The following is a 24,464-nucleotide window of genomic DNA, read 5'->3' as shown; positions in this document are numbered from 1 at the left end:
GGCAGGATTCCAATTTTTCCGTACCTTTTGGACATGAACCTATCCCGCTCGCTCTCCACTTTTCTGTTGGCCTCGGCCAGTGTTGGCACGCTTAGCCTTACCTCTTGTGCCCAGGACGTTTACCAGCAACCCAAACAGAGCCAGGCCCTACGTGACGTTGAAATCTTGGCCGCCGATTCCATGGGCGGAAGATTGCCTAATACCCCGGGCCACGCCAAGGCCCAGCAATACCTGCTGCAACGGTTCAAAAGCATCGGCCTGAGACCGGTGGGAGCCCAGTACCAGCATTCCTTCACCTTTACCCAGCGCAACAGCACTACCCCACAGCCGGGGGTAAACCTGGTGGGCCTGATCCAGGGAAAATCAGAGAAAGTGATTGTGGTCTCGGCGCACTATGACCACGTGGGTACCCGCAACGGAAAAATCTACAACGGGGCCGATGACGATGCCTCGGGCATAGGGGCTATTCTGGCATTGGCCACGCACTTCCAGAAACAGAAGCCGCAGCATACCCTGGTGTTTGTCGCGTTTGATGCCGAAGAGCAGGGGCTACAGGGTTCCAAAGCCTTTGTGGCCAACCTGCCGTTTGCCAAGGAGCGCATCCTCCTGAACGTAAACCTGGACATGGTCAGCATCTCAGAGAAAAACGAACTCTATGCCGCTGGCACGTACCATCACCCAGCATTTAAGCCGTTGCTGGAGCAGGTGAAAGTGCCCGAAGGCTTTAACCTGCGCTTTGGGCATGACCGCCCCGAGCAAGGCCCTGACGACTGGACAAAGCAGTCTGACCACGGCAGCTTCCACGCGGCCCAGATTCCGTTTATTTACTTCGGGGTGGAAGATCACCCGCACTACCATCAGGAAACCGATGAGTTCAAGAACATCCACCAGGCGTTCTACCTCAAAGCGGTAGAGACTATTCTACAGGCGGTGCAGGTGCTAGACAAGCAGTTGCCTATGTAACGCGGGCTGGCTGATTCAACTTTCTACGTGTTTTAACGGGGGGAATCTGGAAGCCCTTTTACAGATTAGCAATGTTTGCTTCTGATCTGTAAAAGGGCTCTTTGATTACCTCTCTATTGGTTCCTTTCTGCGTTTTGGCTTCTGCTTGGAATTCGCTTCTTTGGGGAGATTAGCAGGTGCACGTCGTTTGCCGACACCTTGGCATGGATGCAAGTGCACGCAATATGCTGCCCCCTCGGATTGTCTGCTTTTTGCGTGGGTGCAAGTGCAGTATTGTTTCATCTCTGGCGGTATGCGCTCACGGCCGCGGGGCCCCGTCTTCCCCTCTCGCACTGCCCTTTCGGCCTGAGAAGATATTCGCTCATAGCGTCTGCCTGTCCAGGGCCAAAAGCGAGGCGCGCTCGGGGAAGACTGGAACTGGGAAAGGAGCAGAAGCTATATCTATCAGTTCAGTACTTCTGTCCTCTAAAGCAGATACTCCCCCTTTGAAGGCTTATCTGGTAGGGAAAAACAAGAAGTGCTTCCCCTAATGCGTTTTTGGGTCGTTTTGGGGAAAATAGGCCGGAAACGCATCAACCGCTCTTTCGGAGTTCCACTCCGGAAGCTGGCTGCTGGGAAGTTCTACTCCCCTTCTTCTGCAACACCTGCCCGTGGTTCCCGGCGGAGTAGAACTCCCGAACAGCAAAGAAAGGTTTTTCCTACAAGATGAGCTTTGAAGGGGGTAGGGGGATGGTTACACACGCAGGTTCACGTATTCCTATCCCCTGCAAAGGCGTATTCCCCTCCTGGGAGGGGTAGGGATGGGTTTTGGTTCTCTACCCATCTCCTTCTAAAGCGAAGCTGGAAACTTGAACTATAGGGAATGAAACGGAAGAAGAGAGCGCTTGCCATGCTGGGGCAAACCTCCTCTTCTTCCGTTTCTATGCAGTTTTTTGAAAAGAGCCAATAAGTGCACGTTCTTCCTAGGCCCTAAGCATTAAAAGAACGTGCGTACGGCTACTATAATTTTTTCAATGATGGCACCCAAAACCAATCCTCCCAGGCCACAGGCTAAGGCTTTCGCAAACCAGGCCAGAATGGGAATGTGGGCGAGAGAGTGTTCCAGGTCATGCAGGGCGTGGCTGGTGAAGGGAATGCCGTGCGCAATGATTTCGGCCCCAACCCACAGCATGGCGGCGGTGCCAACATAGCCTAGTATTTTCAGGAAATGCGGCATAAACGTGACAATACCGACTCCTATTTTCCTGACTTGCGGGTGATGGTTTGCTTTGGCCATGTGCACCCCAATATCATCGGCTTTTACAATGAGGCCCACAAACCCGTAAACGGCCAGCGTGATAAACACCGCCACGGCCAGCATGACCACAATCTGCGACATCAAGGGTTGTTCCGCCACCGTGGAGTACGTGATAGCCACAATCTCAGCAGAAAGAATTAGATCTGTCCGGACGGCCCCTTGCACCCTTTCCTTCTCCAGTTCTTCGGGCGTGATCACCTTCACCTTTTCCGCCGCGCTGTCATGGGCATCATCATGATGTTTGCTGAACATGGAATGGACTTTCTCATAGCCTTCAAAGCACAGGTAAGCCCCGCCCATCATTAAAATAGGGGTAATGGCCCAAGGGGCGAAGAAACCCAGCAGGAGGGCGGCCGGACTCAGTAAAAGCACCTTGTTGATGAGCGATTTTTTGGCGATCTGGTAAATGATGGAAAGCTCGCGGGAAGGGTCTAGCCCTACTACATACTTGGGCGTAACGGCGGTGTCATCAATCACAATGCCAGACACTTTGCCGGTGGTTTTTGCCACCTGCGCGGGAACATCGTCCAGGCTGGCCGCGCTTACTTTTACCAGGGCAGAAATATCATCTAATAACGCAAGAAGTCCAGAGGCCATTAGTTGTCTCCTTTTTTAAGTGGCTGATGTATTTCTAGGCTCATTTTCTGTAAATTGGTTTCATTTTGACGGCCTGCTTCCCGCCACAGCATCTCCAAAGGAGGGCAGGTGTTTTGTTTCATTTCCTGGTTTGGCATCTTCCTGGTTTAAAAGCGGTGTACGTGCACCGTAATGGGTTATGTGGGGCTTGGCTAACTCTACGCAAATCCTGAAAATCCTTCGGGTGAGCAGACTGGTAGTCTTTGGTGCTGGCAGTCAAAGGAAACGGTTTGTTTGCGTTACCACAACTTGCCCCAAAGAAACTTACCCTTCGCTAAACGCAAGTGCTCCAGTATACCTGAGACACAGCGTTTGTCAGGCGGTAATATTACGAATATAGTTGTTTATGTAAACACAAAATCTGACGGCGTACCGGTGTTCAGACATCCGGAATGAACAGGAATAGATAAGTGCTTCTCTAAAAGAACCAAGTCTCAAGAGGGAGAGCAGCCTGTAAAGAAAACGAACCACTGGAGAATAGCCCTTTAAAAGCCGTTCTCCAGTGGCTCATCTGACCGCTCCACATTCAAGAAGGCGGCGGTGGCTGCCTAAATTCAGAATAAGGAGACAGGCCGGTGTTTTTGCCTTGTTTATTTGAAAAGACCGCCTAAACCGCCTAAGTTTCCTAAGCCGCCTCCGCCTAACTTTGAGAGCGTTTGAGTGATGGTATTTGGGGTAATGCTGTGGTCGTTGGGGTCTGTTGCCTTGTGGGCGAAACTCTGGAGTAAACCGGGCAGCGCGGCCGCTATGGCACCCGTTGCCGCCGGAGGCAGCCCAAACTTACTCCCCAAACTGCTGACCACGCTGCCCACAATAGCAGACGTAACAGGACTGCCAGATGACATGCCTCCCTGCAACATGGCCATTAAACCGCCTATGCCGCCCTGGGTGGCCGCCTGACCGGCCAAGCCATTCGTGACCTGGTGCGCTATTTCAGTGTGCACGGCATCTGCCTGGCCGGCGGGTATAGCTGAGGCAACCTGTGGGTTATTGCCCAGGTGTTGTTTTACAAGGCCTAAGATTTGATCAAACATACGTTCTGTCGTTTACTGAATAAAGGTTGATGCTCAATAAACGGGTGAGATTAAAAATTGTTAGTAATGCTGATGCCCTGCTCTCTGAACTCAGAGCTTGTTTACATTTCATCTTTGCGCTGCAAACGCCCATAGCAAGAACCTGCGTTCGCGGTTGCGTCGCACCGTAGCACTGCTTAGCCCCTCAAAAAGCGCTTCCGCAGAACCTTTCTCTGGTCATTTTCGCCTGCAAGCTTGAAATTTAAACAAACTCTCAGGTGAAGGCGGCTCTTCTCTGCTGCCTTGGGCGTTTTCTGTTTGCAGGCAATAAACTGATCCCTTTCCACCCATTCCAAGTCTGAACAGCTCCGGAATTCATTCATCACTGGCGCAAGTACCCGCTCATTCCCGTTGTCGTCAGAAGACCTTCCCGTTTCCCGCTTGTTTTCGCAAAAATAACCTAAAAACGGGCCTCAGCAGACGCTTGCCCCAAGAGAGGCGCTGTTTTTCGTTCCGGTCAGGCTATACAATGCAGGTGCTCTCTAAGGAAACGGTGTACTTAACATAAGTGCCTGTTTTTGACACATTTGATGAAGTTGCAGTATAAAGGGAACTCTATGTTGAAGGCTAATTATTCACTTTAAATTGAATAGGCCTTGTTCTGGCCTGCGAGGTGCTACGGGAGACTTAATTGATATAATTTGTACAATTTGAAGGTGTATAACCATATAAAATATAAACCGTTTAAGACATACCACTTAAAACGATGTTTCACCAACAACGAAAGCATGGTTAAGAATCAAACGTATGGGCTACTTCTATTAATGATTTCCCCTTTTCTAAAAGAAATATCAGGGTCAACCACACCCGCTCCGGCTATGCCAGTGATAGAACACCGGCCTATGGCCATGAGCGCTCCTGTGAAGGCCGCAGAAGAGGTGCATATCAAGGTAGATGCCTCTGTGTACTTCCCGGTAGAAGAGCAGACCGACGAAGATCCGCTGATCACCGCCGACGGCTCTAAAATAAACGAGCAGAACCCCAGGCAACACCGCTGGCTGGCCCTTTCCCGAAACCTGTTATCTCGCTGGGGCGGCAAGATTGCGTACGGTGACTCAGTGAAAGTAGAAGGGATTTCCCCGCAGTTAGATGGCGTTTACGTGGTGAGAGATGCCATGCACCACCGTATCAAAAACCGGGTTGATATTCTGGTTGGCCCCAATGATAAAATCATGGGCTATTGGGAGGGAGTAAAACTCATTAAACTATAGAATAACCCGTTGTTAAAACAGAGAAGCCCCTGCTGTAAATGCAGGGGCTTCTCTGTTTTAAAGGGGATTGTAAAATTTTACAAAAATTATTTTGTTGTAAATCAATCAGTTGAAATAATGTTGATCTGGGTTTTGCTTCTCGTATCTGCCGAACAGGGTGTTTTTGGCACGGTTTTTCCATTTAGGCAGATACAAGCCCCAAGAAAGGGCTGAAAGCTGAAAACTCAAGAGACATGAAAAAGACATTACTTATAGTGGTGGTTCTGCTGGCAGGACTTCTTCACGAAGGCTTCGCACAAGATGGCGGCGGGGTAAGACTTGGAATCAAAGGCGGTTACAGCGTGGCCGGATGGCAGGGCGAAACCGTCAAGAGTTTCGGGGATTTACTGGAGTACACCAATGGAAGTGTGCAGACCAGAATGCGGCAGGGCTTTCACGCCGGGGCTTACCTGAGCATCCCCATGGGCACCGGGTTTGAGTTTGAACCCGGCATTCAGTACTCGCAGAAAGGAATGGTGCTGGAAGGGCGCGTACCCGGCAATGCGGCTGAGTTTGCCAATGCCAAAGTAACCCTAACCAACAAAGCAGAATACATTGATATTCCGTTGCTGGCCAAAGTGTACATAGGAGAAGGGTTCAATCTGTTTGCCGGCCCGCAGGTGTCATTGCTGCTCTCTAACAAGGTAAACGTAAATGCCGGGGCCTTCGGGTTCTCTGCCTACAACAATGACTTTGAGTGGCAGAACAGCCAGCGGAAAGTAGATTTGGGCATGTCAGCGGGGGCTGGTTACCAGTTCCAGAATGGGTTGAACATTGGCGGAAGCTATGACATGGGCCTCACTACCATAAACGCCAACGCCAATTACAAATCGTACAACCACGGCTTCAAAGGCTCGGTTGGCTTCAGATTCTAAAGAGAATTAAAGTTGTAGTGAATGTGTTATAGGATGGGAAAAACGGCGGACATTGTCCGCCGTTTTTTTTGTTACCGGTTTCCCTTCTGGCTTCTATTGTCGCCAATGTTGCCGGCACGTTGCCTTACCGCTCCTACTATGCCTTTGGTGATGTTTCCTACACTAGACATCAAACGGTCAGCCGAAATTCTTCTGGTGGCTAAGCCGTAAATCAAGGCTGCGCCAGCGGCTCCGGCGGCCACATACAACACCGTTTTCCAGGTTTGGGCAGGGGTGGAAGTAACAGCGGTAGCGGCGGTAAGGCCGGTTGGCGCAGATTCTTCATACCCGGCGGCTTCCCAAAGTTGGTGCAGGTAAGTCAGTACATCGGTAGAGGCTTCGCGCTGGCGCAGAATGGTGCCGCGTACCTCAGCGGGTAACTCATGGTCAAGGGCATCACGGTAGGCTTTCTGGGCCCATTCTTCGCCGTAGATGCAGGAACCCAGAATGGCTTCCTCGTTGCTGCCCGTAATGGCGGCTTTGAAGTCCATCCACTGGCGGTAAAGTTTTCCTTTGGCCGTGGTATCACGCTCGGGGGTTCCGCCGTGTTGTTGGATGATTTGGTTCAGTTCATTGGCAAAGGCCAGGCGTTGCTGGGAAAAACGGCGGTACGCATCTTGCCGAAGTGAATCAGTGCTTTCTCTGGCGGCACGCTCGTAGCCTTCCAGACCATCATGGACAAATTCATTTAGTTCCTTCAGAACCTGTACGACTTTTTGTTTCTCGTTCGTTGACATACGTTCGGTTTTAGTTTATAATCACTTATGAACGTGAACCGCCGTGTCAGGTTTAGGAAAAGTACGGAGACGGTTTGTCAAAGAAAAAAGCCGATGGCTTCCAACTGTTTTAGCCCAGATTTCTGAAAAGTAGGGGTAAAACGATTGCTGTCTCAAAAGCCTCTATGGCGCAGATGAAGTTTTCCCGTGCCAAGCGGTAAAATCCCGCCCCGCACCAACAACTGTTTCTGGCTTGATTCTTGGAAAACAGCCCAGAAACAGTGAACACCTCCTGGCGCCAGCGTCCGCTTGGGTCAGAAATCAATGGGTGGAAGAGGTAAACACTGTTGGGTATTAGTTTACTTCAAATTGCATGGGCAGGTTGAACGAGAGCTGCCGGCGTTTGCTTCGGCCGTTTAGATCTGTGAGGAAGGCGTTCAGTTTGTCCTGGTACTCCAGGTGGTAATCTTCGTGGAGGTGCTTTTTGATGAGCATCATGGTGCGCAGAACCAGGCGGGCCGTGGCTACATAAAAGCCCTTGTAAATGCTCTCAAATTGGCCGGTGAAGTTCTCAAAGATGAGATCAAGCAAATAGAGATGAAGCTCTACTTCACCCTTCCGGTCTTTGGTGATGCGCTGGTAACGGGCAATCTCCTGCGTCGCTTTTTTCAGCCCTCGGCCTAAGGCCTTGCTCAGGGATCTTCCTGAAACCGTGAACAGAATGTCATGGATGGTTTCTGAACTGCGCTCAATAAGGGTTTCCAGCGTTACGTCTTCCAGTAACTCAAAGGCCAGCGTGTCATAGGCTTCCGCGTCTTTCCGGACTAACCGGAGAAGCAGGGCTTCCTTCTCTTTCTCACTCAGTTTCTTCAACGCCTGCTTGAAGTCAGCGGATGGGACGGGCATGGTGTAATTTAAGAATTAAGAATCGGGAATTAAGAATTGGCACTCCTGGAGTTATCAAAATTACGGTTTTATGCCCAGAACCTACGCAAAGCTTCAGGTAATCAACTGGGAACAGGCCCACCCCAGCATGGCCACCCTTGGCCAATCCGTTTTAGGCCTACTTTGGCGAAAACACCGTTGAAACCGCAAATGCCGCTTTTCTAAGGATTTGTGCAGATGTGTGCGCTCAAGCCTGGGCTTTGCAAAAAAAAAGAGAGGCCGCCTCCAACAAACGAAGCGGCCTCTCTTTCACGTTTTAGGCCTGATTTCGTAAAAACAGGCCGAAAAGGGTTTCTGTTACTTCATGTAGGTGTCACGCACGGCTTTGAACTCAGAGCCGGGTTTCCAATTAGGCCAGACGTTGGAGAAAGCAAGGCGTTTTCCTACCTGGTATAGCAAATTCAAATCGGCCACGCCCCCGTCCATTTTGAAAGCGTCGTTTACCTGGTCATTGGGTTTGTGGTAGATGTTGGCGGTGAAGTTGTCCAGCAGCTTTTTGCCTTCGGCTTTGCCGAGTTCCACGTGGTCAATGCCCATGCCGGTGAACAGGGCCGGAATGCCTTCTTTCGCGAAGTTGAAATGGTCTGAGCGGTAGTACAGACCTGCCTCGGGGTTGGGCTCCCTGGCAATGTAGCGGCCTGCTTTCTGGGCTTCCTCCGCGAGGATCTCTTCCAGTTCAGACTGGCCCAGGCCAATCAGGACGATGTCTTTGGTGGCCCCAAACGGGTTGAGCATGTCCATGTTGAGGTTGGCGACGGTTTTCTCCTTCGGGAAGACCGGGTTCTGGGCGTAGTGCGCCGAGCCCAGCAAACCCTGCTCTTCGGCCGTCACGGAAAGAAACACGATGGTTCTGTCTGGCTTTTGCGCCTGGGCCTTGAACGCCTTGGCTACGGCCAACAGACCGGCGGTACCACTGGCGTTGTCGGCGGCGCCGTTGTAGATGCTGTCGTTCTGGTCATTCTTTTTGCCGATGCCCAGGTGATCCCAGTGCGCGGAATACACGATGGCTTCGTCGGGACGTTTGCTGCCGGTAATCTTCGCGATGAAGTTATACGATTTGTCATGCCGGATCTTGGCTTGCAGGGACGTGCTCACCGTCTGGCCCAAGGCATACGGCGTAAAACCGGGTTTGGCGGCCCGCTGCAATTCTGACTGGTACTGCTTGCCCGCGGCGGCGAACAGCTTTTCGGCTACGGGGGTAGTAATCCAGCCTTCCATGGCGCAGTGGTACGCCTGCTGGCCTTCAGAAGCCAGGTAAAACTTGGAGGTGTTCCAGTTGTTCTGCACCACCTGAAACCCGTAGCCGGCCGGTTCTGTGGCGTGCACAATGAGGCAGCCTCTGGCTCCTTGGCGCGCGGCTTCCTCTAGTTTGTATGTCCAGCGGCCGTAATACGTCATGGTTCGGCCTTTGAAGAACGTAGTGTCTGAAGAGTAGAAACCCGGGTCACTCACCAGTACCACCACTACTTTGTCTTTCACATCCAGCCCCGCGTAGTCGTTCCAGTTGTACTCTGGGGCCACTATCCCGAAACCGGCAAACACCAGTTCGCTGTCTTTGATAGACACGTTTTCTTGGGTGCGCCGCGCCCAGATTACGTAGTCTTCCAGCCCTTTCAGTTCCATGGATTGCTTGCCTTTCACCGTCATGGTAGGGGCGGGCGAGGAGGTGATTTCCACCATGGGCACTTCCTGCAGAAAGCTATCGCCGTTGCCGGGTTCCAGGCCCAGTGCTTTGGCTTCTTTCTCCAGATACGCCAGCGTCTTTTTCTCGCCGTTGGTGAAGGGCTTGCGGCCTTCCATGTCATCAGCCGCCAAGGCGGTCACATATTGGCGGTAACTTTCCCGGGTGACAGCGCCGGGAACTTCTGACACAGAGGCGGCGGCTTCTTTCTTGCTGCTGCTAGACTGGCATGCGGAAAGTATGCCTAAACTGAGCGGAATAGCCCAGAGGTGAGTACGGTTGAACATAGGTGAGTGGTTTGTAGATGAGGTGGCCGAAAATAGGGGAGTTCTTTTGGAAAAAGAAGCTGTTGGAAAAAGATATAGCAGATAGAGTGCTTCTCAAGCCTTCAATCGTGAATCCACGAAGCAGAATACTTCCTATTTCGAGGCCCTTTCCTGAAAAACAAGCCTAAAATTGTATTCTTTGCAACGCCTTTCAAGCGGCTTTCAGCGTTTCAGAACGATGTTGAACGGCTGGCAAATACTCATCGGTTTACTTACTGAATACGTTATCTTCGTGTACCTACTTCTCTTTTTTATGACGTGTGCAACCTTTCCTCAACAATTGAAATCTGTGTGGCTGCGACTCTGTTTGGCGGCCATGGTGGTGTTTACAGGGTGTCAGGAAGACGATGCGCCGGTGCCCCAGGAACCTGCTGCCGTCCCCGATTTCAGTTTCTACTTTGGGGCCGATTTGTCTTACGTGAACCAGATTCTGGATCAGGGCGGTGTGTACAAGAACCAGGGGCAGGTGCAGAGTCCGTATAAGATTTTCAAAGACCGCGGCACGAATCTGGTGCGGTTCAGGCTCTGGCATACGCCCACCTGGACCCAGCAGGTGTACGGCCCGGCGGGTACCGCGGAGTACGGCAACCTGGCCGACGTGGAGAAAGGAATTCGGTTGGCCAAAGAACAGGGGCCCCACATGCTCCTCGACTTCCATTACTCAGACACCTGGGCAGACCCCGGCAAGCAGGACGTACCGGTGGCTTGGGCAGGAATTCGGGAGGTGGCGGTGTTGAAAGATTCGGTGTACGGCTACACCAAGCGCACGCTCACGTACCTGCACAGCAGAGGCCTGCTGCCTGAACTGGTGCAACTTGGCAATGAAACCAACGGCGGCATGCTCTACACCGCGGCTCCGGCGGGCTTTCCCATCGCGCCCATTGCGCAGCCCGAACGCCTGGGCGAGGTGATCAACAGCGCCATTAAAGCGGTGCGGGAAGTCTCCGCCTCGGCTGGCCGAAAGACCAAGATTCTGTTGCACGTGGCAGACCCGCAGCACGTGGAGTACTGGTTCACCAAGGTGATGGGACAGGGCGGCGTCTCGGACTTTGATCTGATCGGGTTTTCGTACTACCCGTTGTGGCACCCCGCCGTGCCCTTGGCGCAACTATCAAACCAGATAGCCGCCTGGAAAACCAAGTTCAGGAAAGACGTGCTGCTGCTGGAAACCGCTTACCCCTGGACAACCCAGTGGAACGATACCTACAGCAACCTCCTGGGCGGACAAACCCCATTGCAGGGTTTTCCTTACACCCAGGAAGGGCAGCTGAACTTTCTAAAGGCGCTCACCCAGGAAGTGAAAGACGGCGGCGGCCAAGGAGTGGTGTACTGGGAACCCGCCTGGATCACCTCCAACCTGAAAGACCTGTGGGGCACCGGCTCACCCTGGGAGAACGCCGCCCTTTTTGACTTCAACGGAAATGCACTTATGGGCTTTGATTACATGCGGGCCACGTACAAATAGTTAGCCGTTTTGGCCTGTTTTTGGAAAAGGAGCATTAAAACGGTTGTGCAACCGGTTGGCTTAGGTTCGTTTACAAGTACACCTGCTGTTTTTAGCTCATTTTCCTAAAAGGAACCTAAAAACGAGCGGCGGCTTGCCCCCAAGTAATCGCTTTAAAGGGCAGTTAAGCAGAGACGCTAAACAGATTCAAGGAGTGCTTTTTACTACCAATGATTTAGGTTGGAGAATCACTTAAAAGGCAAACCTTATGCTAGCCATGCATTGGGTGGGCCTGAGACGGTAGCTGTTTTGCACGCTGGTAAAGCTGTCTATATTCACGTTCATGAACGCTGTGGTATTGAAGATGTTGGCCCATCTTATCTCCAAATCAATCTTACGTTTACTAAAAGTGAGCCTATAGACAGCATCTGCGAAATAGTATTTCTGCCTGGCATTGCCCGCCCCCGTGTTTAGGTAGGCATTTGCCTGTAAACCCAGGTAATGATTACCACTGGGGTGAAAACTCAGGTCTAGCGCATGCTCCTGCAGTTGTAAAGCGCTGGTACCTTCCCCGCTTATCACAGACTTCATGACGGCAAAGTTGGCGGTGTAGTTGACAGAAAACCATTCCAGCGGCTTTGTGTTTAGTTCCGCACGCAAAGAGTAATAGCGGTTCAGGACATCAACGGTCTGTTCATTTAACCGCTGCTTTCGGCTGCTGCTAGACAGGTTGGCCCCAAGCCGCACGGTAGTCTTAAGGTCACTCAGGAATTTGCTTCCCTGCCAGGTCAAGGTTTGGGTAAGCATGGTGTTTTCCTGAACAAACCCGTTAATGACTACCGCCCCGTTCTCATCTAAGGAGTGTTGGTAAAGGATGTTGCTCTCAGAAGAGTTGTAGGTATAAACAACGTTTGAGAAAAGAGAGGTAAGGGCGTTCCGGTAGGTTAAGCCGAGCACATGGCTTCTGATCTGCCGTTCTTCAAGCGGGGCGTTGTTTCTCTGAAGTGTCCTGTAATCTCTGAGTAGGTAATCGCTGGTAAGCTCTTCCATGGACCTGAAGACATTGGCTAACCGGAAAGTGGCGGTCGCCTTCCACAGGGGAGTAATGTCAAAACGGGCCGCCAGACTGGGCTCTGCGGTAAACTTGTCAGCTGGTGCTTTTCTGGGGTGTAGCTGGTCTTCAAGCCTGAACTGCCTGTAATGAAGCGGTAAACTGGCACTGATGCTCCAACGCCCCGCTTTGTACTCGGCCTCAGAGGCCATGAAATATTTGCTTCGTTGCCATTTTAGCTGGTTTGTAGCCACACTTTCCCTGTGCTCCTCAGCCTCATGCCGAATCCCAAGTAGGTCAGAACTCAGATCCTGACGCTCCACCGCAATTCCAATCTCAGGGGTGATCGACCAGTTACCCAAGGCCTTGGTTATACTTGCCGCATGATAGGAGAAAAAAGTAGAGCGATGCAGTTGCTGCTCCGCCTCGTCCATTGGCTTCCCTTCTGGCATAAGTTCCCCAAATTGACCCGGAACCACATTCAGTTGCTCCTGCAACTTGCTCAAACTTAGCACCGACGTTAACGTTACAAGTTGCTTTCCCAGGGGCTGAATCGCCTGCAATCTGTTGGAAACCGAATAAGTGGGATTCGTCATTTCCTGGGCCAATGGAGAGCCATTGCTTACAATACTCCCCGTTCGGGAATCCCAACTACCCTTTACGTGGAACCGGTTCTCCAGAAACTTACTGGGGGTATTCTTGTGCAGGGTAACGCTGGTCTCTGCTGTGCTGAAAAACAACCTGTTGTTGATGGACTCCACCAAAGCCAAAGTGTCATCGGGCAGGAAGAAAGTACTGCGGGTTTCCCCGATTTGCCGCTGATAATCGTTCAGGTATGACATATTCACCCGTATTTGCAGGTCTTGGCTGAGTTTCTGGAGGTAATTTGCGCTTACAAGGTGGCTGTTGTTGAAAAGGTGCCTTTCTTCAGAGAAGCGCGGCGGCGACAATTCTCTTATTCTGAGTATCTCCTGATTACCTCCTTCCTGTTCAGCCTGTTCCTCAAGGTCATTAGGTGTCAAGGTTTTCAAGTCTTTGGCCACATCATGCCCGGCATTGTTTGCCTGGTAAGACAGCAGTACCTGGCGGTTTTTAGTGAACAGCATGGGCGTTAAGTTCACATCCCAAACAGCGGTCGGTATCCCCATTCCAATCTTGGCGACGCCGGTGGTGGTCAGGTTCTCTTTGAGGCTGATATTCAAGGAGGTACTGTAGGAATTGACCAGGCTATCCAGAATCTTAACCGGCTGGTGGTTTTCCAGCACCTGAACAGAGGTCACCGCTTGAGGCGGCAGGTTGTTGCTGGCTAGATTGTACCGCCCTTTCAACAAATCTAAGCCTTCAATATAGAACTTCTGAATGGGCTTGCCTTCATACAGGATTCTCCCGTTGCTTTCCACCTCAATGCCTGGCATCTTCCGCAGGACATCGGCGATGGACCGGTCTTTGGCATCTGTGAAAGCGCCCACCAGGTAGCTAAGGGTGTCATTACTGCGGGTTATGGGGGCGGCCTTGACCGTTACCTCTTTCAACTCGATGGCTTGGCTAGTTAGCGTAAAGGTTAATTTCTGACTCTTGTTGACTAGTACCAGACGCTGCCTGCCGTAACCCAAGGATTGCGCCTCTACGGCAAGACTATCAAGGTCTGCATCTACCTCAATGGAGAAAGTGCCGTCGCTGGCGGTGTGGCCAAAAGCAAGGGTCAGGTTTTCATGCAGGGGCATCACCACCACGCTCACCCATTCCAGTGTTTTCCCCTCAGAATCCGTTACAATTCCTGATAGTTTCACCTGACCTTGGGCTGTACAGGTGAATCCCAAAAGGCCGAACAGGAACAATAGTCTAATCATGTACAACAGGTTCTAGCCGAGGCTCGTGCTAACTATTTTGTCAACTCAATAGGGTTGTTCTTTTTCTTGGCGTTCTGCTCTGCCCTTTTCAAAGCCTCAGGGTCACTGATGGTTACCATTCCGCTGAGGCGGGCCGCCATATTCTCACTGAAATCTTTCTGCCCTTTGACTAAGTCTTTTTTGGTGGTAGCTATGAGTTTTTTATTGGGGAACTGGAGGGTTTGCGGAGCAGCGGGTTTAAGGCTGGTCAACTCAAAGGAGTAGTGGTTTTTGGTGTCACTTATTTTCACAATAAGCCCCGGAAGGCCGTTGAACTTGTAGGGCCCTTCGCTAATGGGCACCTCATTGGTGAACCATGCCTCATAGTTGCGGCCCTCATAAGTAGTGGTTGCCTTTTGGCAGGCATACCCTGCCACTTCGGCCTTTTCTTTGGTGGTCTGCCATTTGAATACCTGCAGCGGCTCTGTGTAGGTATAATCACTTACCTCAACTTTGTCAATAACCGTGATAGACCCTTTGGGGTAGTTCTTGTAAACTTCATAATTGAAGGCGGTTCTAGGGAGTACGGATGCGTTCAAACCCACTTTGCTAAGGTGCTTTATTCCACCTTTGCCCTCCATGTCGGCTACCACAGAATCAAGTAGGTATCGGCCAAGGCTGTGGAACTTTGAGAAATTATCCCCTACAAAGAGCAGCATTTCCTCTTTTAATATTTTCTTGTTATCTGTTGAATCTGGCTGATAGCTCAAGCTGTAGGTTACCTTAAGTTTAAGGTTATCAGAACTCTTTGGTACGGGAGGTTTGCTTTGGGCATTAGCGGCCTGAAAGACAAACAGGAACAGTAGGAGAAGGTAGGCGTTGCGCATTATTTTTAGGTTAGAAGTTAAAAAACACAGAAAGTTAGATGGTGTAGGTGCCTACTTTAAGCGTTAGGAAGCGGCTGTTTACTCCCTTAGAACCTGTTTGGCGGTTTCCCATTACCAGATAGTTGAAGCGCTTTCTTGGGTGCAAGCAGTCGCTTACCGTTTTGGGTTATTTTTAGGAAAACGAGCCAGAAACAGCAGGTGTACTTGTAAAGGGGCACAAGCATTCTGGTTACACTGCCGTTTTAAGGCTCCTTTTCTTAAAACTGCCCTAAAACTTGTAACAGCTTCTTTCTTTGCTGAAAGTAAAAGTTAGACCAGTGCTTTTGTTGCTACCGAAGGCAAGATAGGTCATTCATTTTCTTTGGTTAAGAGTTTAACAAAAGATTAACTTTTAAAGAACAGCCACTTTTAGAAACAAGGCAATGATGTAAAGTAAAATTAAAAAGGGCGAGTCTTTCTAACCGCTGAGTTCTGTTTAGGGACTGTTTCTCGAAAAGCGGCCCCAAAATAGATCTCAGTGTTGGATGAATTATGGAAGTCTGAGATTTACAGATATATAGAACAGGCAGAGTAAGGTTTTGCGAAAGCTTGTCTTGGGCCGCTTAGCTAGCATTTAACCCAGATCAAGGTTTAGGGGCAACTGAAGATAGTATCCCAAAAGGCTTAAGGAACACTGGTAACTCAATGTCCTCCAAAACAGGAAAGGCCGCCCCAAGAGGCAGCCTTTCTGTTTTAAGGGTGTTTTCTGAAAAACACGCCCTAAACGCACCTCTATTTCAGATGTTCGTCAAAGTACTCCGTCACCTTTCTGTACAGGTGCACCCGGTCTTTGCCGCCCACGTTGTGCGGGTGGCCGGGGTACACGAAGTAGTCCAGCAACACGCCTTCATCTACGGCTTTTTTCAGGAAGGCCTGGCTGTGCTGCCATACCACTACATCATCAACGGTGCCGTGAATCATGAGCAGCTTGCCTTTCAGGTTTTTGACGTGGTTCAGCAAATTGGCTTGCTCGTAGCCCTGTGGGTTTTCCTGGGGCGTGTCCATGTAGCGTTCGGTGTACATGATTTCATAGAGCCGCCAGTCAATGACCGGGCCTCCGGCTACGCCTACCTTGAAGATACCGGGTTGTTTGAGCATAAGCGAGGTGGTCATAAAACCGCCGTAGCTCCAGCCGTGCACGCCCAGGCGGTTCGCGTCTACGTAGGGCAGGCTTTTCAGGTAATCCACGCCTTTCATCTGGTCACTGACTTCGGCCACGCCTGCCTGCCGGAAGATGGCTTGTTCAAAGGCACGTCCTCTATCGGTGGAGCCGCGGTTGTCCAGCGTAAACACGATGTAGCCTTTCTGGGCCATCAATTGCATCCAAAGGTTAGAACCACCCAGCCAGCTGTTATTGACCATTTGGGCGTGCGGGCCACCGTACACGTACACTACCACCGGGTACTTTTTCTTCTCGTCAAAATTGGGTGGGGTAATCATGCGGCAGTACAGGTCAGTAGTACCGTCTTCGGCTTTGATGGGGAAGAGGGTGGTTTCGCCTAGGCTGTAGTCTTGCAGCGGGTTTGGGGCTACTAACAGCGTACGGGCCACTTTCCCGGCATCGGTGTCCAGAATACGGATGGTGCGCGGGGTCACGGGGCTGCTGTAGTTGTCAATGAAGTACTGGCCGGTAGAACTGAAGCTGATGTTGTGCACGCCGCTGCCCTGGGTCAGTCTGCCGGTGCGGGCGGTGCTGAGTTCGGCGGCGTAGAAATGGCGCGCCAACGGACTTTCGGCGGTGCCCGTGTAGTACACTTCGCGACCCGTTTTGTCAAAACCCACTACATCTGTCACCACCCATTCGCCTTTGGTGAGCTGCCGGATGAGTTGGCCGCTGGTGTGGTACAGGTACAGGTGGTCAAAGCCGTCGCGCTCGCTCATCCAGACAAACTGGTCGGGCTTGCCGGGCACGAAGTACATAGGGTGCTCGGGTTCCACCCATTTGTCGTTCTGCTCCTCAAACAAGGTTTTCACGAAGGCACCGGTAACGGCATCATACTGGTTTAGCCGCATGTGGTTCTGGGCGCGGTTCACCACGGCCAGGTAAAGGAATTTCTCGTCGGGGCTCCAGGTCAGGTTAGTGAGGTACTGTTCGGCGGGTTCGCCGGTTTTCAGGAACACGGTTTTGCCCGAGGCCACGTGGTACACACCTACGGTTACATGGTGGCTTTTGCCGCCCGCCATGGGGTATTTGATGTTGTTCAGTTTAGCGGGAACCTGGCTCACGTCTACCAGCGGGTAATCGGTCACCATGGTCTGATCCATGCGGTAATAGGCCAGGTTGTTGCCGCTGGGGCTCCAGAACGTGCCCTTCGTAATCCCAAACTCAGAGCGGTGCGCGGCCTGTCCGTTCACAATGACCGGGTTGGTTTCCTGCGTGATTTGTTTGTTTTCGGCCCCCGGCTGGGAGATAAACAGGTTCTGGGCTTTGGTGAAGGCGGCGCGCTGGTGGTTGGGCGCAAAGTCTACGTTCTCGGCGGCGGCATCCAGTTTGTACCACAGTTGGCCGGTTTTGGTCTGTAGGTTGTACCGGAACAAATTACCGCGCTGGTTAAGGACGAGTTCATTGCTGTTCAGCCACTCCAGGCCGTTTAGCCCGGTTAAATTGGCTCCGCCGATTTTTGTCAAAGCAGTACTTACCTCCGCGGAAGTTAAAATGGGGCGCGCACTTTCTCTCGCGGAGCCGCGCAGCAATTGGTCATTTTTGTCATTGACGTAGCTGTAATCATTGGTGCCGGGCACCCAGGTGAGTTGGCGCAGGTTGGCAGGAAGAAGGCTGGGATTGCGGAAAGTGTCTTCCATGGTCAGCAGCTTCTGTTGGGCAAAGGTGTGGAGGGAAGACAGAAGCGACAGCCAGAGCAGGGCGACCAAGGCAGTTTGTTTTTGAGTCATTTTCTTAAAATTAAGCGGAAAACCCAGCCCGCCAGACATTGGTAAGCGTAGGGTTGAATAAGGGCTATTCTAGCAAAAATAAGGCTAAACTAGCTATTTTTCAGGAACAAGGGGTGCTTTTTGACTGTTTTACTTTTGCTGAGACCCACGCAGAGGAGGCTTCCTAAACTCATGTTAATTGCTTAATTTTGCGGTATGGACATTCTAACTGAAATTCTGGAGCAGGAAGACGTGCTGTTGTTGGAGGAAACCACCGATGTGCGCGAGCTGGTGGTGTACAACGATGACTTTAATACGTTTGAGCACGTGATTAACACCCTGGTGCAGGTCTGCCGCCACACGCAGGAACAGGCCGAGCAATGTACCATGTTAATCCACTACAAAGGGAAGTGCACCGTAAAGCTGGGCACCTTCACCGAGCTGGAAATCATGTGCACCGCCATCCATGACCGGGGTATCTCAGCGGATATCGTTTAACCCTGAACTAACGGATGAATTTCCCTTCCAAGCTGATTGAGAATGCGGTGGAGGAGTTGGCGAAGTTACCGGGCATAGGCAAGAAAACTGCCCTGCGTCTGGTATTGCACCTGCTCAAAGCCGAAACCGAAGATACCAAACAACTTTCTGAGGCCTTGCTGCGCATGCGCACGGGTATCAGGTACTGCAAAACCTGCCATAATATCTCAGACCAGGAGGTGTGCGGCATCTGTTCCAACCCGCTCCGCGACCGTGGTCTGCTGTGCGTGGTGAGTGACATGCGAGATGTGATTGCGATTGAGAACACGTCCCAATACAAAGGCGTGTACCACGTGCTGGGTGGCGTGATTTCGCCGCTGGAAGGCGTAGGGCCGTCAGATTTGCATATCCAATCCTTGGTAGAACGTCTGCCAAACTCCGGCGTGAAAGAGATTATTCTGGCCCTGAGCCCCACCATGGAAGGCGATACCACCGCCTTTTACCTGACCCGCAAACTGAAGGAATACCCGGCCCGTATTTCCAGCATTGCCAGAGGCATTCCGGTGGGCGGCGAGTTGGAGTACACCGATGAGATTACCTTGGGCCGCAGTATCCTAGACCGTACCGCCTACAGTCAAAGTTAGGTTTATCGCTTCTTTTAAAGAAAACAGGCCAGAAACGGCCACCAGAGCAGGAACACAGGTTCCTGCTTTTTTATGAACCTGTTTAGCGGTTTCCATTTTGTTACGGGCGCAAGCGGACGCTTGCGCGTTTTAGGTTCGTTTTCCGCAAAACAGGCCCAAAACGCGCGAAACACCGTCCCCGCTCTTTCGGAGTGGAACTCCGAAAGCATTCGGTCGGGGAGTTCCACTCCCCTTCTTTTGCCCGTGGCTCCCGGCGGGGTGGTACTCCCGAACAGCGACATCAGCAAAAGTTTCCTTACTAGAAGAGCCTGGGAGGGGTGGGTTGAGTAGGGCTCTACGGTTGTTCAGCTTTTTTAAATCGCAACTTGGGTTAAATAGGCTTTTAAAAATTCTGCACGGGTTCTATGTTTATAGAAGTTTTCTGAACTTACCAGCGTACTACCTGCTCACATCTTCTACCACCCAGCCCGCCCTGCTTGAAAGACCTTTCCGTCATTATTGTCAATTACAACGTCAGCTATTTTCTGGAGCAATGCCTGCTTTCGGTTAGAAAGGCGGTAAAGGGCTTGCAGGCAGAGGTGTTTGTGGTGGACAATAACTCGGTAGACGGGTCAGTGGAGATGGTGCAGCGGCGGTTTCCCGAGGTCATCCTGCTGGCCAACCAGGAGAATCTGGGGTTTTCCAAAGCCAATAACCAGGCTATCCGGCAGGCGCAGGGCAAGTATGTACTACTCCTGAACCCTGACACGGTGGTGGAGGAAGATACCTTCCTGAAATGTTTTCAGTTCATGGAGGCGCACCCCGCTGCCGGTGCGTTGGGCGTGAAAATGATGGACGGGGCCGGTAAGTTCCTGCCCGAATCCAAGCGCGGGCTTCCCACGCCGTGGGTGGCTTTTTGCAAGGTGTTCGGGCTGTCTGCTATGTTCCCTACTTCTTCGGTGTTTAACCGCTACCATCTGGGGCACTTGCCGGTTGACGAGGTTCACAAAATTGATATTCTGGCCGGAGCCTTTATGTTCATGCGAACCGAGGCCTTGGCGAAAGTAGGCCTGCTGGACGAGAACTTCTTCATGTACGGCGAAGACATTGACCTTTCTTACCGCATCAAGCAGGGCGGTTTTGAGGTGTACTACTTCCCTGAGACCCGCATCATCCACTACAAAGGCGAAAGCACCCGCAAAACCAGTGTGAACTACGTGTTCATGTTCTACCGCGCCATGCGGATCTTCGCCGAGAAACACTTCAGCGGACGGCAGGCCCGGCTGTACTCGTTCCTGATCAGGCTGGCCATTTACCTGCGGGCGGCTATGGCCATTCTCTTCAGAGGACTTCAGCAAGTGACTCCTCTTTTGCTGGATGGGCTGTGTCTGGCGTTGGGAGCAGTAATAGGGGAGAAGGTAGTGCCAGACCCGTTGCCCTTGGACGTATCTACCATGTGGGCGTCTTACCTGGGCGTGTGGCTGGGGAGTGCTTTTTTCAGTGGGGCCTATGACAAACCTTTCCGGCTTTACCGACTGGTAAAAGGCATGTTGTGGGGCAGCATCCTACTCATGGCGTTCTCCAGCATTGTGGCCATTGTAGGTGATACCAATAAGAAACATTTACTAGTGGCGGTGCTGGTTGGGTTAGTAGGAATGGCACTTTGGCGTCTGGTCTGGCATTACTGGCAATACGGGCATTGGCGACTTGGCGAACCCAAGGCCAAGCGCATTGCAGTGGTGGGCAGCGGCAAAGAAGTGAAAAGGGCGTCTTACCTGTTACGTCAGGCCGGGGCGCAGGAACCATTGGCGCGTCTGGAACCGCAGCATACCCCCGCAGATTTAAAGCAGATGCAGGAAGTGATTGAGATTTACAAAATCAACGAGCTGATTTTCTGCGGCAAAGACCTGGCTGTTTCACAGATTATTGAGTGGATGGTGCAGATTCATAACAGTGCCGTTGAATTCAAAATTCTGCCCGAAAACAGTGCTTACATCATCGGGTCTTCCTCTAAAGATGCCCGCGGCGACTATTATGCCCTGCACATTGAAGTAAATTTGCTGAACCCGTACCACCGCCGGAACAAAGTAATTTTGAACTCGCTGGTAAGCGCAGTATTGCTGGTGCTGTCTCCGTTTCTTATTTGGCGCATCAAAGGCAAAAAACAGTTCCTGAAAAATTGCCTGGGAAACTTGGTAGGCCTTTACCAATGGGTAGGATTGAAAGCGACTTCGTCTTCAGAATCCAAACCCACCATTCTCTCGCCCGTTGATAAAGTTTCGGGTAGACGTGTCAGTCCGGCGGCGGCGCGGCAGATGGAAGTGGTCTATGCCAAAGACTATACGCCTTATACAGACTTACTTATCTTGGCGCGGAATATCTCCCATCTGGGCAGACCTGCCTAGAAAAACAAAACTCTTTCCAGCAAGACAAGTAGAAGAGGCAGGTAGGCTTTTGCTTCCGATAAATTACTGAGTAGCTACTAATTGCGTTAAAAAGAGATAGGTTGCTAGATTCTTCGCGAGTTTACTAAGCATTTTGCTATTATTGTGCAGGATTATTGAAACATCCTCTACTTTGCTGTAAAAACGGCAAAAGCCGCTATTTTTGATCTCATACTATATATGTCTTCCCAAGAGATGATGACTTCCGAACAAACCGTATTGTCAGACCGCATTACCTCCCTTTCTGAGTCCCAGACCATTGCCATGGCTAAAAAAGCCCGTGAACTGGCCGCCAAAGGAGTAGATGTGATTAATTTAAGCTTCGGGGAACCCGATTTCCAGACCCCGCAGTACATCAAAGACGCCGCCAAAAAAGCCATTGATGATGGCTACACCTTCTATACGCCGGTAGCGGGCTATCCTGAACTGCGCAAAGCCATTGTGGAAAAGCTGCGCCGCGACAACGGCCTGGAGTACGGCCCAGAAAACATTGTGGTGTCTACGGGCGCCAAACAGTCCATCGCCAACGCGGTCATGTGTCTGGTAAACCCCGGCGACGAGGTGATTATTATCTCTCCGTACTGGGTGAGCTATGAAGAAGTAGTGAAACTGGCCGAGGGGATTCCGGTGCCGGTGCGCGGCTCTTTGGAGAATGATTTCAAAATCACGGCCCAGCAACTGGAGGAGGCCATTACGCCCAACACCAAACTGGTGATGTATTCTTCGCCCTGCAACCCAACGGGTTCTGTGTTCACCAAAGACGAGCTGGCTGCTTTTGCCGCCATTCTGGAAAAACACCCCCAAATCCACGTCATCGCCGACGAAATCTACGAGTACATCAACTTCACCGGCGAGCATTACAGCCTGGCCCGCTTTGAGTCCATCAAAGACCGCGTTGTGACCGTGAACGGCTTCTCCAAAGGCTACGCCATGACCGGCTGGCGCGTGGGCTACATTGCCGCCCATAAAAACATTGCCGATGCCTGCGATAAAATGCAGAGCCAGATTACCAGCGGTACCTGCTCCATTGCCCAGAAAGCCGCGCAAGCCGCGCTGGAAGGCGGCAGAGCCTCTGCTGAGGAAATGAGTGCGTCTTACCTGCGCCGCCGTGACCTGGTGTTGGGCTTGATGAACGACATTCCGGGTATCAAGACGTATGTGCCGCAGGGAGCTTTCTATATCTTCCCAGACGTGAGCGCTTTCTTCGGGAAATCTGCCGGCGACCTTAAAATAGAAAACGCGAACGACCTGGCCATGTACCTGCTCAATGATGCCCACGTGTCGTTGGTAGAAGGCGGAGCCTTCGGGGCACCAGAGTGTATCCGGTTCTCTTTTGCCGCCTCAGACGCTAAATTGATAGAAGCCTTGGAGCGTATTAAGGCTAGTTTGGCAAAACTAAGCTAAAAACGGGTTTCAAGATTTCTTGCTACTTTTGCCTCACATTGGATAAAGTACCCTTAAAACCGGTGCTTTATCCAATGTTTTGTTTTCAACCTATACCTTCTCCTGAATGTCCCTTCAGCACACGATTTCTGCCCTGTTTCAGCGTTTCAGCCAACTGCGGGTGTTGGTGGTGGGCGATGTCATGATTGACGCCTATCTATGGGGAAAATCAACCCGGCTGTCGCCCGAGGCCCCGGTTCCCATCGTGAACCGCCTCAAGATAGAGCAGCGCCTGGGCGGAGCCGCCAACGTGGCCCTGAACGTGCAAAGCCTGGGGGCCACCCCGCTGCTTTGCTCCGTAGTAGGCGATGACCCAGACGGAAAAGCCCTGCTCCAGTTATTGCAGGAACAAGGCCAGACGGCCGAAGGCATTGTGCTAAGTGCTGAGCGGCCCACCACTGTCAAACAGCGCATCATCTCCGGCGGCCAACAGTTGCTCCGGATAGATTCCGAAGTAGAAACCGACCTCTCCGTAAGCGAGCGCGAAGCATTGGTGCAACGCTTCAAGGTACTTTTGCAGACTGCCCACGTGGTGATCTTTGAGGATTACGACAAAGGCGTTTTAAGTACCCAAGTGATTGCCGAACTGCTAACCTTGTCCAAAGCAGCCGGTATTCCCACGGTCATCGACCCCAAGAAGAAGAATTTCCTGTCTTACAAGGGTAGCACGCTCTTCAAACCCAACCTCAAAGAACTCAAAGAAGGGCTGAAAGTAGACTTCGCCGATGCTAATCTGAACGCCTTTGAAGCGGCCGTGAACCAATTGCAGGAAACCATGGAACTGGAGAACGTACTGGTCACCCTCTCTGAACGCGGCGTCTTCTGCCAGGCAACTGATCAAACCAGAACCTACCTGGACGCCTACATCCGTACCATCTCAGACGTTTCCGGGGCCGGAGACACCGTGGTCAGCATTGCCGCCCTGAGTCTGGCCGCCGGTTTGCCGCTTCCAGCCTTGGCAGAATTAGCAAACCTGGGCGGAGGATTGGTCTGTGAACACGTAGGCGTGGTGCCCATTGACAAGGAACAACTGAAACAGGAGGCCGTTCAGTCCAAAGTGCTGCAGAACGAACTGGCTTCTTTTGAGGTGAAAGCTTAATTGGCGAGGAGCGTTTTAGGGCTGTTTTGAGGAAAAGAGCTCAGAAAGCATTTCATACCCGTGTCAACTCCGTAATGCCGCCCGCTCAAAAGACCTCGTAGTGTCTTTCAGACCTGCGAATGTCTGTGCCGATGGCTTTGGAATACGTGAATCTACTTATGTAACCTTGCTGTTTGGGAGTTCTACTCCCGAACCTGTCTGCTGCGGAGTTCCACTCCGCCGGGAGCCGCGGGCAAAAAAAGGGGAGTGGAACTCCCCGGCAGGTTGCTTCCGGAGTGGAACTCCGGAAGAGCGGTTAGATTTTCCGGGATTTTCATAAACTAAATAGTCACTCATTTTCTCTTCCCGGTCTGTGCCCCGACAGGACGGAAGAAAAGTGTCCAAGTCTGCAATTGATATACTTTGGCTTGTCAGGGGACAAGCCAAGGAAAGGACTTCCTTTTTCCCTACAATATT

The 24,464-nt window shown here is 51.6% G+C and carries 18 protein-coding genes; 9 read left to right on the top strand and 9 right to left on the bottom strand.

Features of this window, described 5'->3' with window-relative positions; all coding sequences use genetic code 11:
* Positions 1 to 33: 33 nt before the first annotated feature.
* Positions 34 to 963 carry a M20/M25/M40 family metallo-hydrolase gene (locus HHO50_RS01325; RefSeq protein ID WP_181304205.1) on the top strand — a complete coding sequence of 310 codons (930 nt, stop codon included), beginning with the start codon at positions 34 to 36 and terminating at the stop codon, positions 961 to 963.
* A 976-nt stretch (positions 964 to 1,939) separates the two neighbouring features.
* Here the strand turns inward: HHO50_RS01325 and HHO50_RS01320 are convergent.
* From HHO50_RS01320 to HHO50_RS01310, 3 genes are all read right to left on the bottom strand, one after another.
* Positions 1,940 to 2,857 carry a DUF808 domain-containing protein gene (locus tag HHO50_RS01320; RefSeq protein ID WP_181304204.1) on the bottom strand — a complete coding sequence of 306 codons (918 nt, stop codon included), beginning with the start codon at positions 2,855 to 2,857 and terminating at the stop codon, positions 1,940 to 1,942.
* Positions 2,857 to 2,994, bottom strand: coding sequence for a hypothetical protein (locus HHO50_RS01315; protein WP_181304203.1), 138 nt, complete (start codon positions 2,992 to 2,994; stop codon positions 2,857 to 2,859). The genes HHO50_RS01320 and HHO50_RS01315 overlap by 1 nt, the downstream gene beginning before the upstream one ends.
* A gap of 492 nt (positions 2,995 to 3,486) precedes the next feature.
* Positions 3,487 to 3,930, bottom strand: coding sequence for a DUF937 domain-containing protein (locus tag HHO50_RS01310; protein WP_181304202.1), 444 nt, complete (start codon positions 3,928 to 3,930; stop codon positions 3,487 to 3,489).
* 857 nt (positions 3,931 to 4,787) lie between these two features.
* On the opposite strand from HHO50_RS01310, the gene HHO50_RS01305 reads away from it, so the two are divergent.
* Both HHO50_RS01305 and HHO50_RS01300 read left to right on the top strand, forming a co-directional pair.
* Positions 4,788 to 5,180: a hypothetical protein gene (locus tag HHO50_RS01305; RefSeq protein WP_181304201.1), complete on the top strand. Its 393-nt coding sequence runs from the start codon at positions 4,788 to 4,790 to the stop codon at positions 5,178 to 5,180.
* Between the two features lie 233 nt (positions 5,181 to 5,413).
* Positions 5,414 to 6,094 carry a porin family protein gene (locus HHO50_RS01300; protein ID WP_181304200.1) on the top strand — a complete coding sequence of 227 codons (681 nt, stop codon included), beginning with the start codon at positions 5,414 to 5,416 and terminating at the stop codon, positions 6,092 to 6,094.
* A gap of 71 nt (positions 6,095 to 6,165) precedes the next feature.
* Here HHO50_RS01300 and HHO50_RS01295 read toward each other — a convergent pair whose 3' ends face one another.
* From HHO50_RS01295 to HHO50_RS01285, 3 genes are all read right to left on the bottom strand, one after another.
* The gene (locus HHO50_RS01295) at positions 6,166 to 6,870 is read right to left on the bottom strand and encodes a PA2169 family four-helix-bundle protein (protein WP_181304199.1); all 705 of its coding nucleotides are present in this window, start codon (positions 6,868 to 6,870) and stop codon (positions 6,166 to 6,168) included.
* 333 nt (positions 6,871 to 7,203) lie between these two features.
* A complete protein-coding gene (locus HHO50_RS01290; protein WP_181304198.1) occupies positions 7,204 to 7,755 on the bottom strand; it encodes a hypothetical protein in 552 nt (183 codons plus the stop codon).
* Between the two features lie 336 nt (positions 7,756 to 8,091).
* Positions 8,092 to 9,762 carry a M28 family metallopeptidase gene (locus HHO50_RS01285; protein ID WP_181304197.1) on the bottom strand — a complete coding sequence of 557 codons (1,671 nt, stop codon included), beginning with the start codon at positions 9,760 to 9,762 and terminating at the stop codon, positions 8,092 to 8,094.
* A 328-nt stretch (positions 9,763 to 10,090) separates the two neighbouring features.
* On the opposite strand from HHO50_RS01285, the gene HHO50_RS01280 reads away from it, so the two are divergent.
* Positions 10,091 to 11,266, top strand: a complete 1,176-nt coding sequence (locus HHO50_RS01280) for a glycosyl hydrolase 53 family protein (RefSeq protein ID WP_181304196.1) — start codon at positions 10,091 to 10,093, stop codon at positions 11,264 to 11,266.
* Positions 11,267 to 11,497: 231 nt separating this feature from the next.
* Here HHO50_RS01280 and HHO50_RS01275 read toward each other — a convergent pair whose 3' ends face one another.
* The 3 genes from HHO50_RS01275 to HHO50_RS01265 all read right to left on the bottom strand — a co-directional run bounded on the left by HHO50_RS01275 (position 11,498) and on the right by HHO50_RS01265 (position 17,943).
* On the bottom strand, positions 11,498 to 14,146 hold the full coding sequence (locus HHO50_RS01275) for a carboxypeptidase-like regulatory domain-containing protein (protein ID WP_181304195.1): 2,649 nt from the start codon (positions 14,144 to 14,146) through the stop codon (positions 11,498 to 11,500).
* Between the two features lie 32 nt (positions 14,147 to 14,178).
* The gene (locus tag HHO50_RS01270; protein WP_181304194.1) at positions 14,179 to 15,012 is read right to left on the bottom strand and encodes a GLPGLI family protein; all 834 of its coding nucleotides are present in this window, start codon (positions 15,010 to 15,012) and stop codon (positions 14,179 to 14,181) included.
* 771 nt (positions 15,013 to 15,783) lie between these two features.
* A complete protein-coding gene (locus tag HHO50_RS01265) occupies positions 15,784 to 17,943 on the bottom strand; it encodes a S9 family peptidase (RefSeq protein ID WP_181304193.1) in 2,160 nt (719 codons plus the stop codon).
* A gap of 195 nt (positions 17,944 to 18,138) precedes the next feature.
* Here HHO50_RS01265 and HHO50_RS01260 point away from each other — a divergent pair, with 195 nt between their 5' ends.
* From HHO50_RS01260 to HHO50_RS01240, 5 genes are all read left to right on the top strand, one after another.
* Entirely contained in the window at positions 18,139 to 18,420 is a 282-nt protein-coding gene (locus HHO50_RS01260) for an ATP-dependent Clp protease adaptor ClpS (protein ID WP_181304192.1), read from the top strand.
* Between the two features lie 14 nt (positions 18,421 to 18,434).
* Complete coding sequence (recR, locus tag HHO50_RS01255; protein ID WP_181304191.1) at positions 18,435 to 19,043, top strand: recombination mediator RecR; 609 nt, start codon at positions 18,435 to 18,437, stop codon at positions 19,041 to 19,043.
* 476 nt (positions 19,044 to 19,519) lie between these two features.
* A complete protein-coding gene (locus tag HHO50_RS01250; protein WP_181304190.1) occupies positions 19,520 to 21,427 on the top strand; it encodes a glycosyltransferase in 1,908 nt (635 codons plus the stop codon).
* 219 nt (positions 21,428 to 21,646) lie between these two features.
* On the top strand, positions 21,647 to 22,870 hold the full coding sequence (locus HHO50_RS01245) for a pyridoxal phosphate-dependent aminotransferase (protein WP_255478547.1): 1,224 nt from the start codon (positions 21,647 to 21,649) through the stop codon (positions 22,868 to 22,870).
* A gap of 106 nt (positions 22,871 to 22,976) precedes the next feature.
* Positions 22,977 to 24,008 (top strand): bifunctional heptose 7-phosphate kinase/heptose 1-phosphate adenyltransferase, encoded by a 1,032-nt coding sequence (locus tag HHO50_RS01240; protein WP_181304189.1) that lies wholly within the window; start codon positions 22,977 to 22,979, stop codon positions 24,006 to 24,008.
* Positions 24,009 to 24,464: the final 456 nt, after the last annotated feature.

Origin of the sequence: Rufibacter sp. XAAS-G3-1 (assembly GCF_013623775.1) — a bacterium.
Classification (GTDB): domain Bacteria; phylum Bacteroidota; class Bacteroidia; order Cytophagales; family Hymenobacteraceae; genus Nibribacter.
Note: the sequence above shows the minus strand (reverse complement) of the source record. Positions and strands in the feature narration are given on the sequence as shown.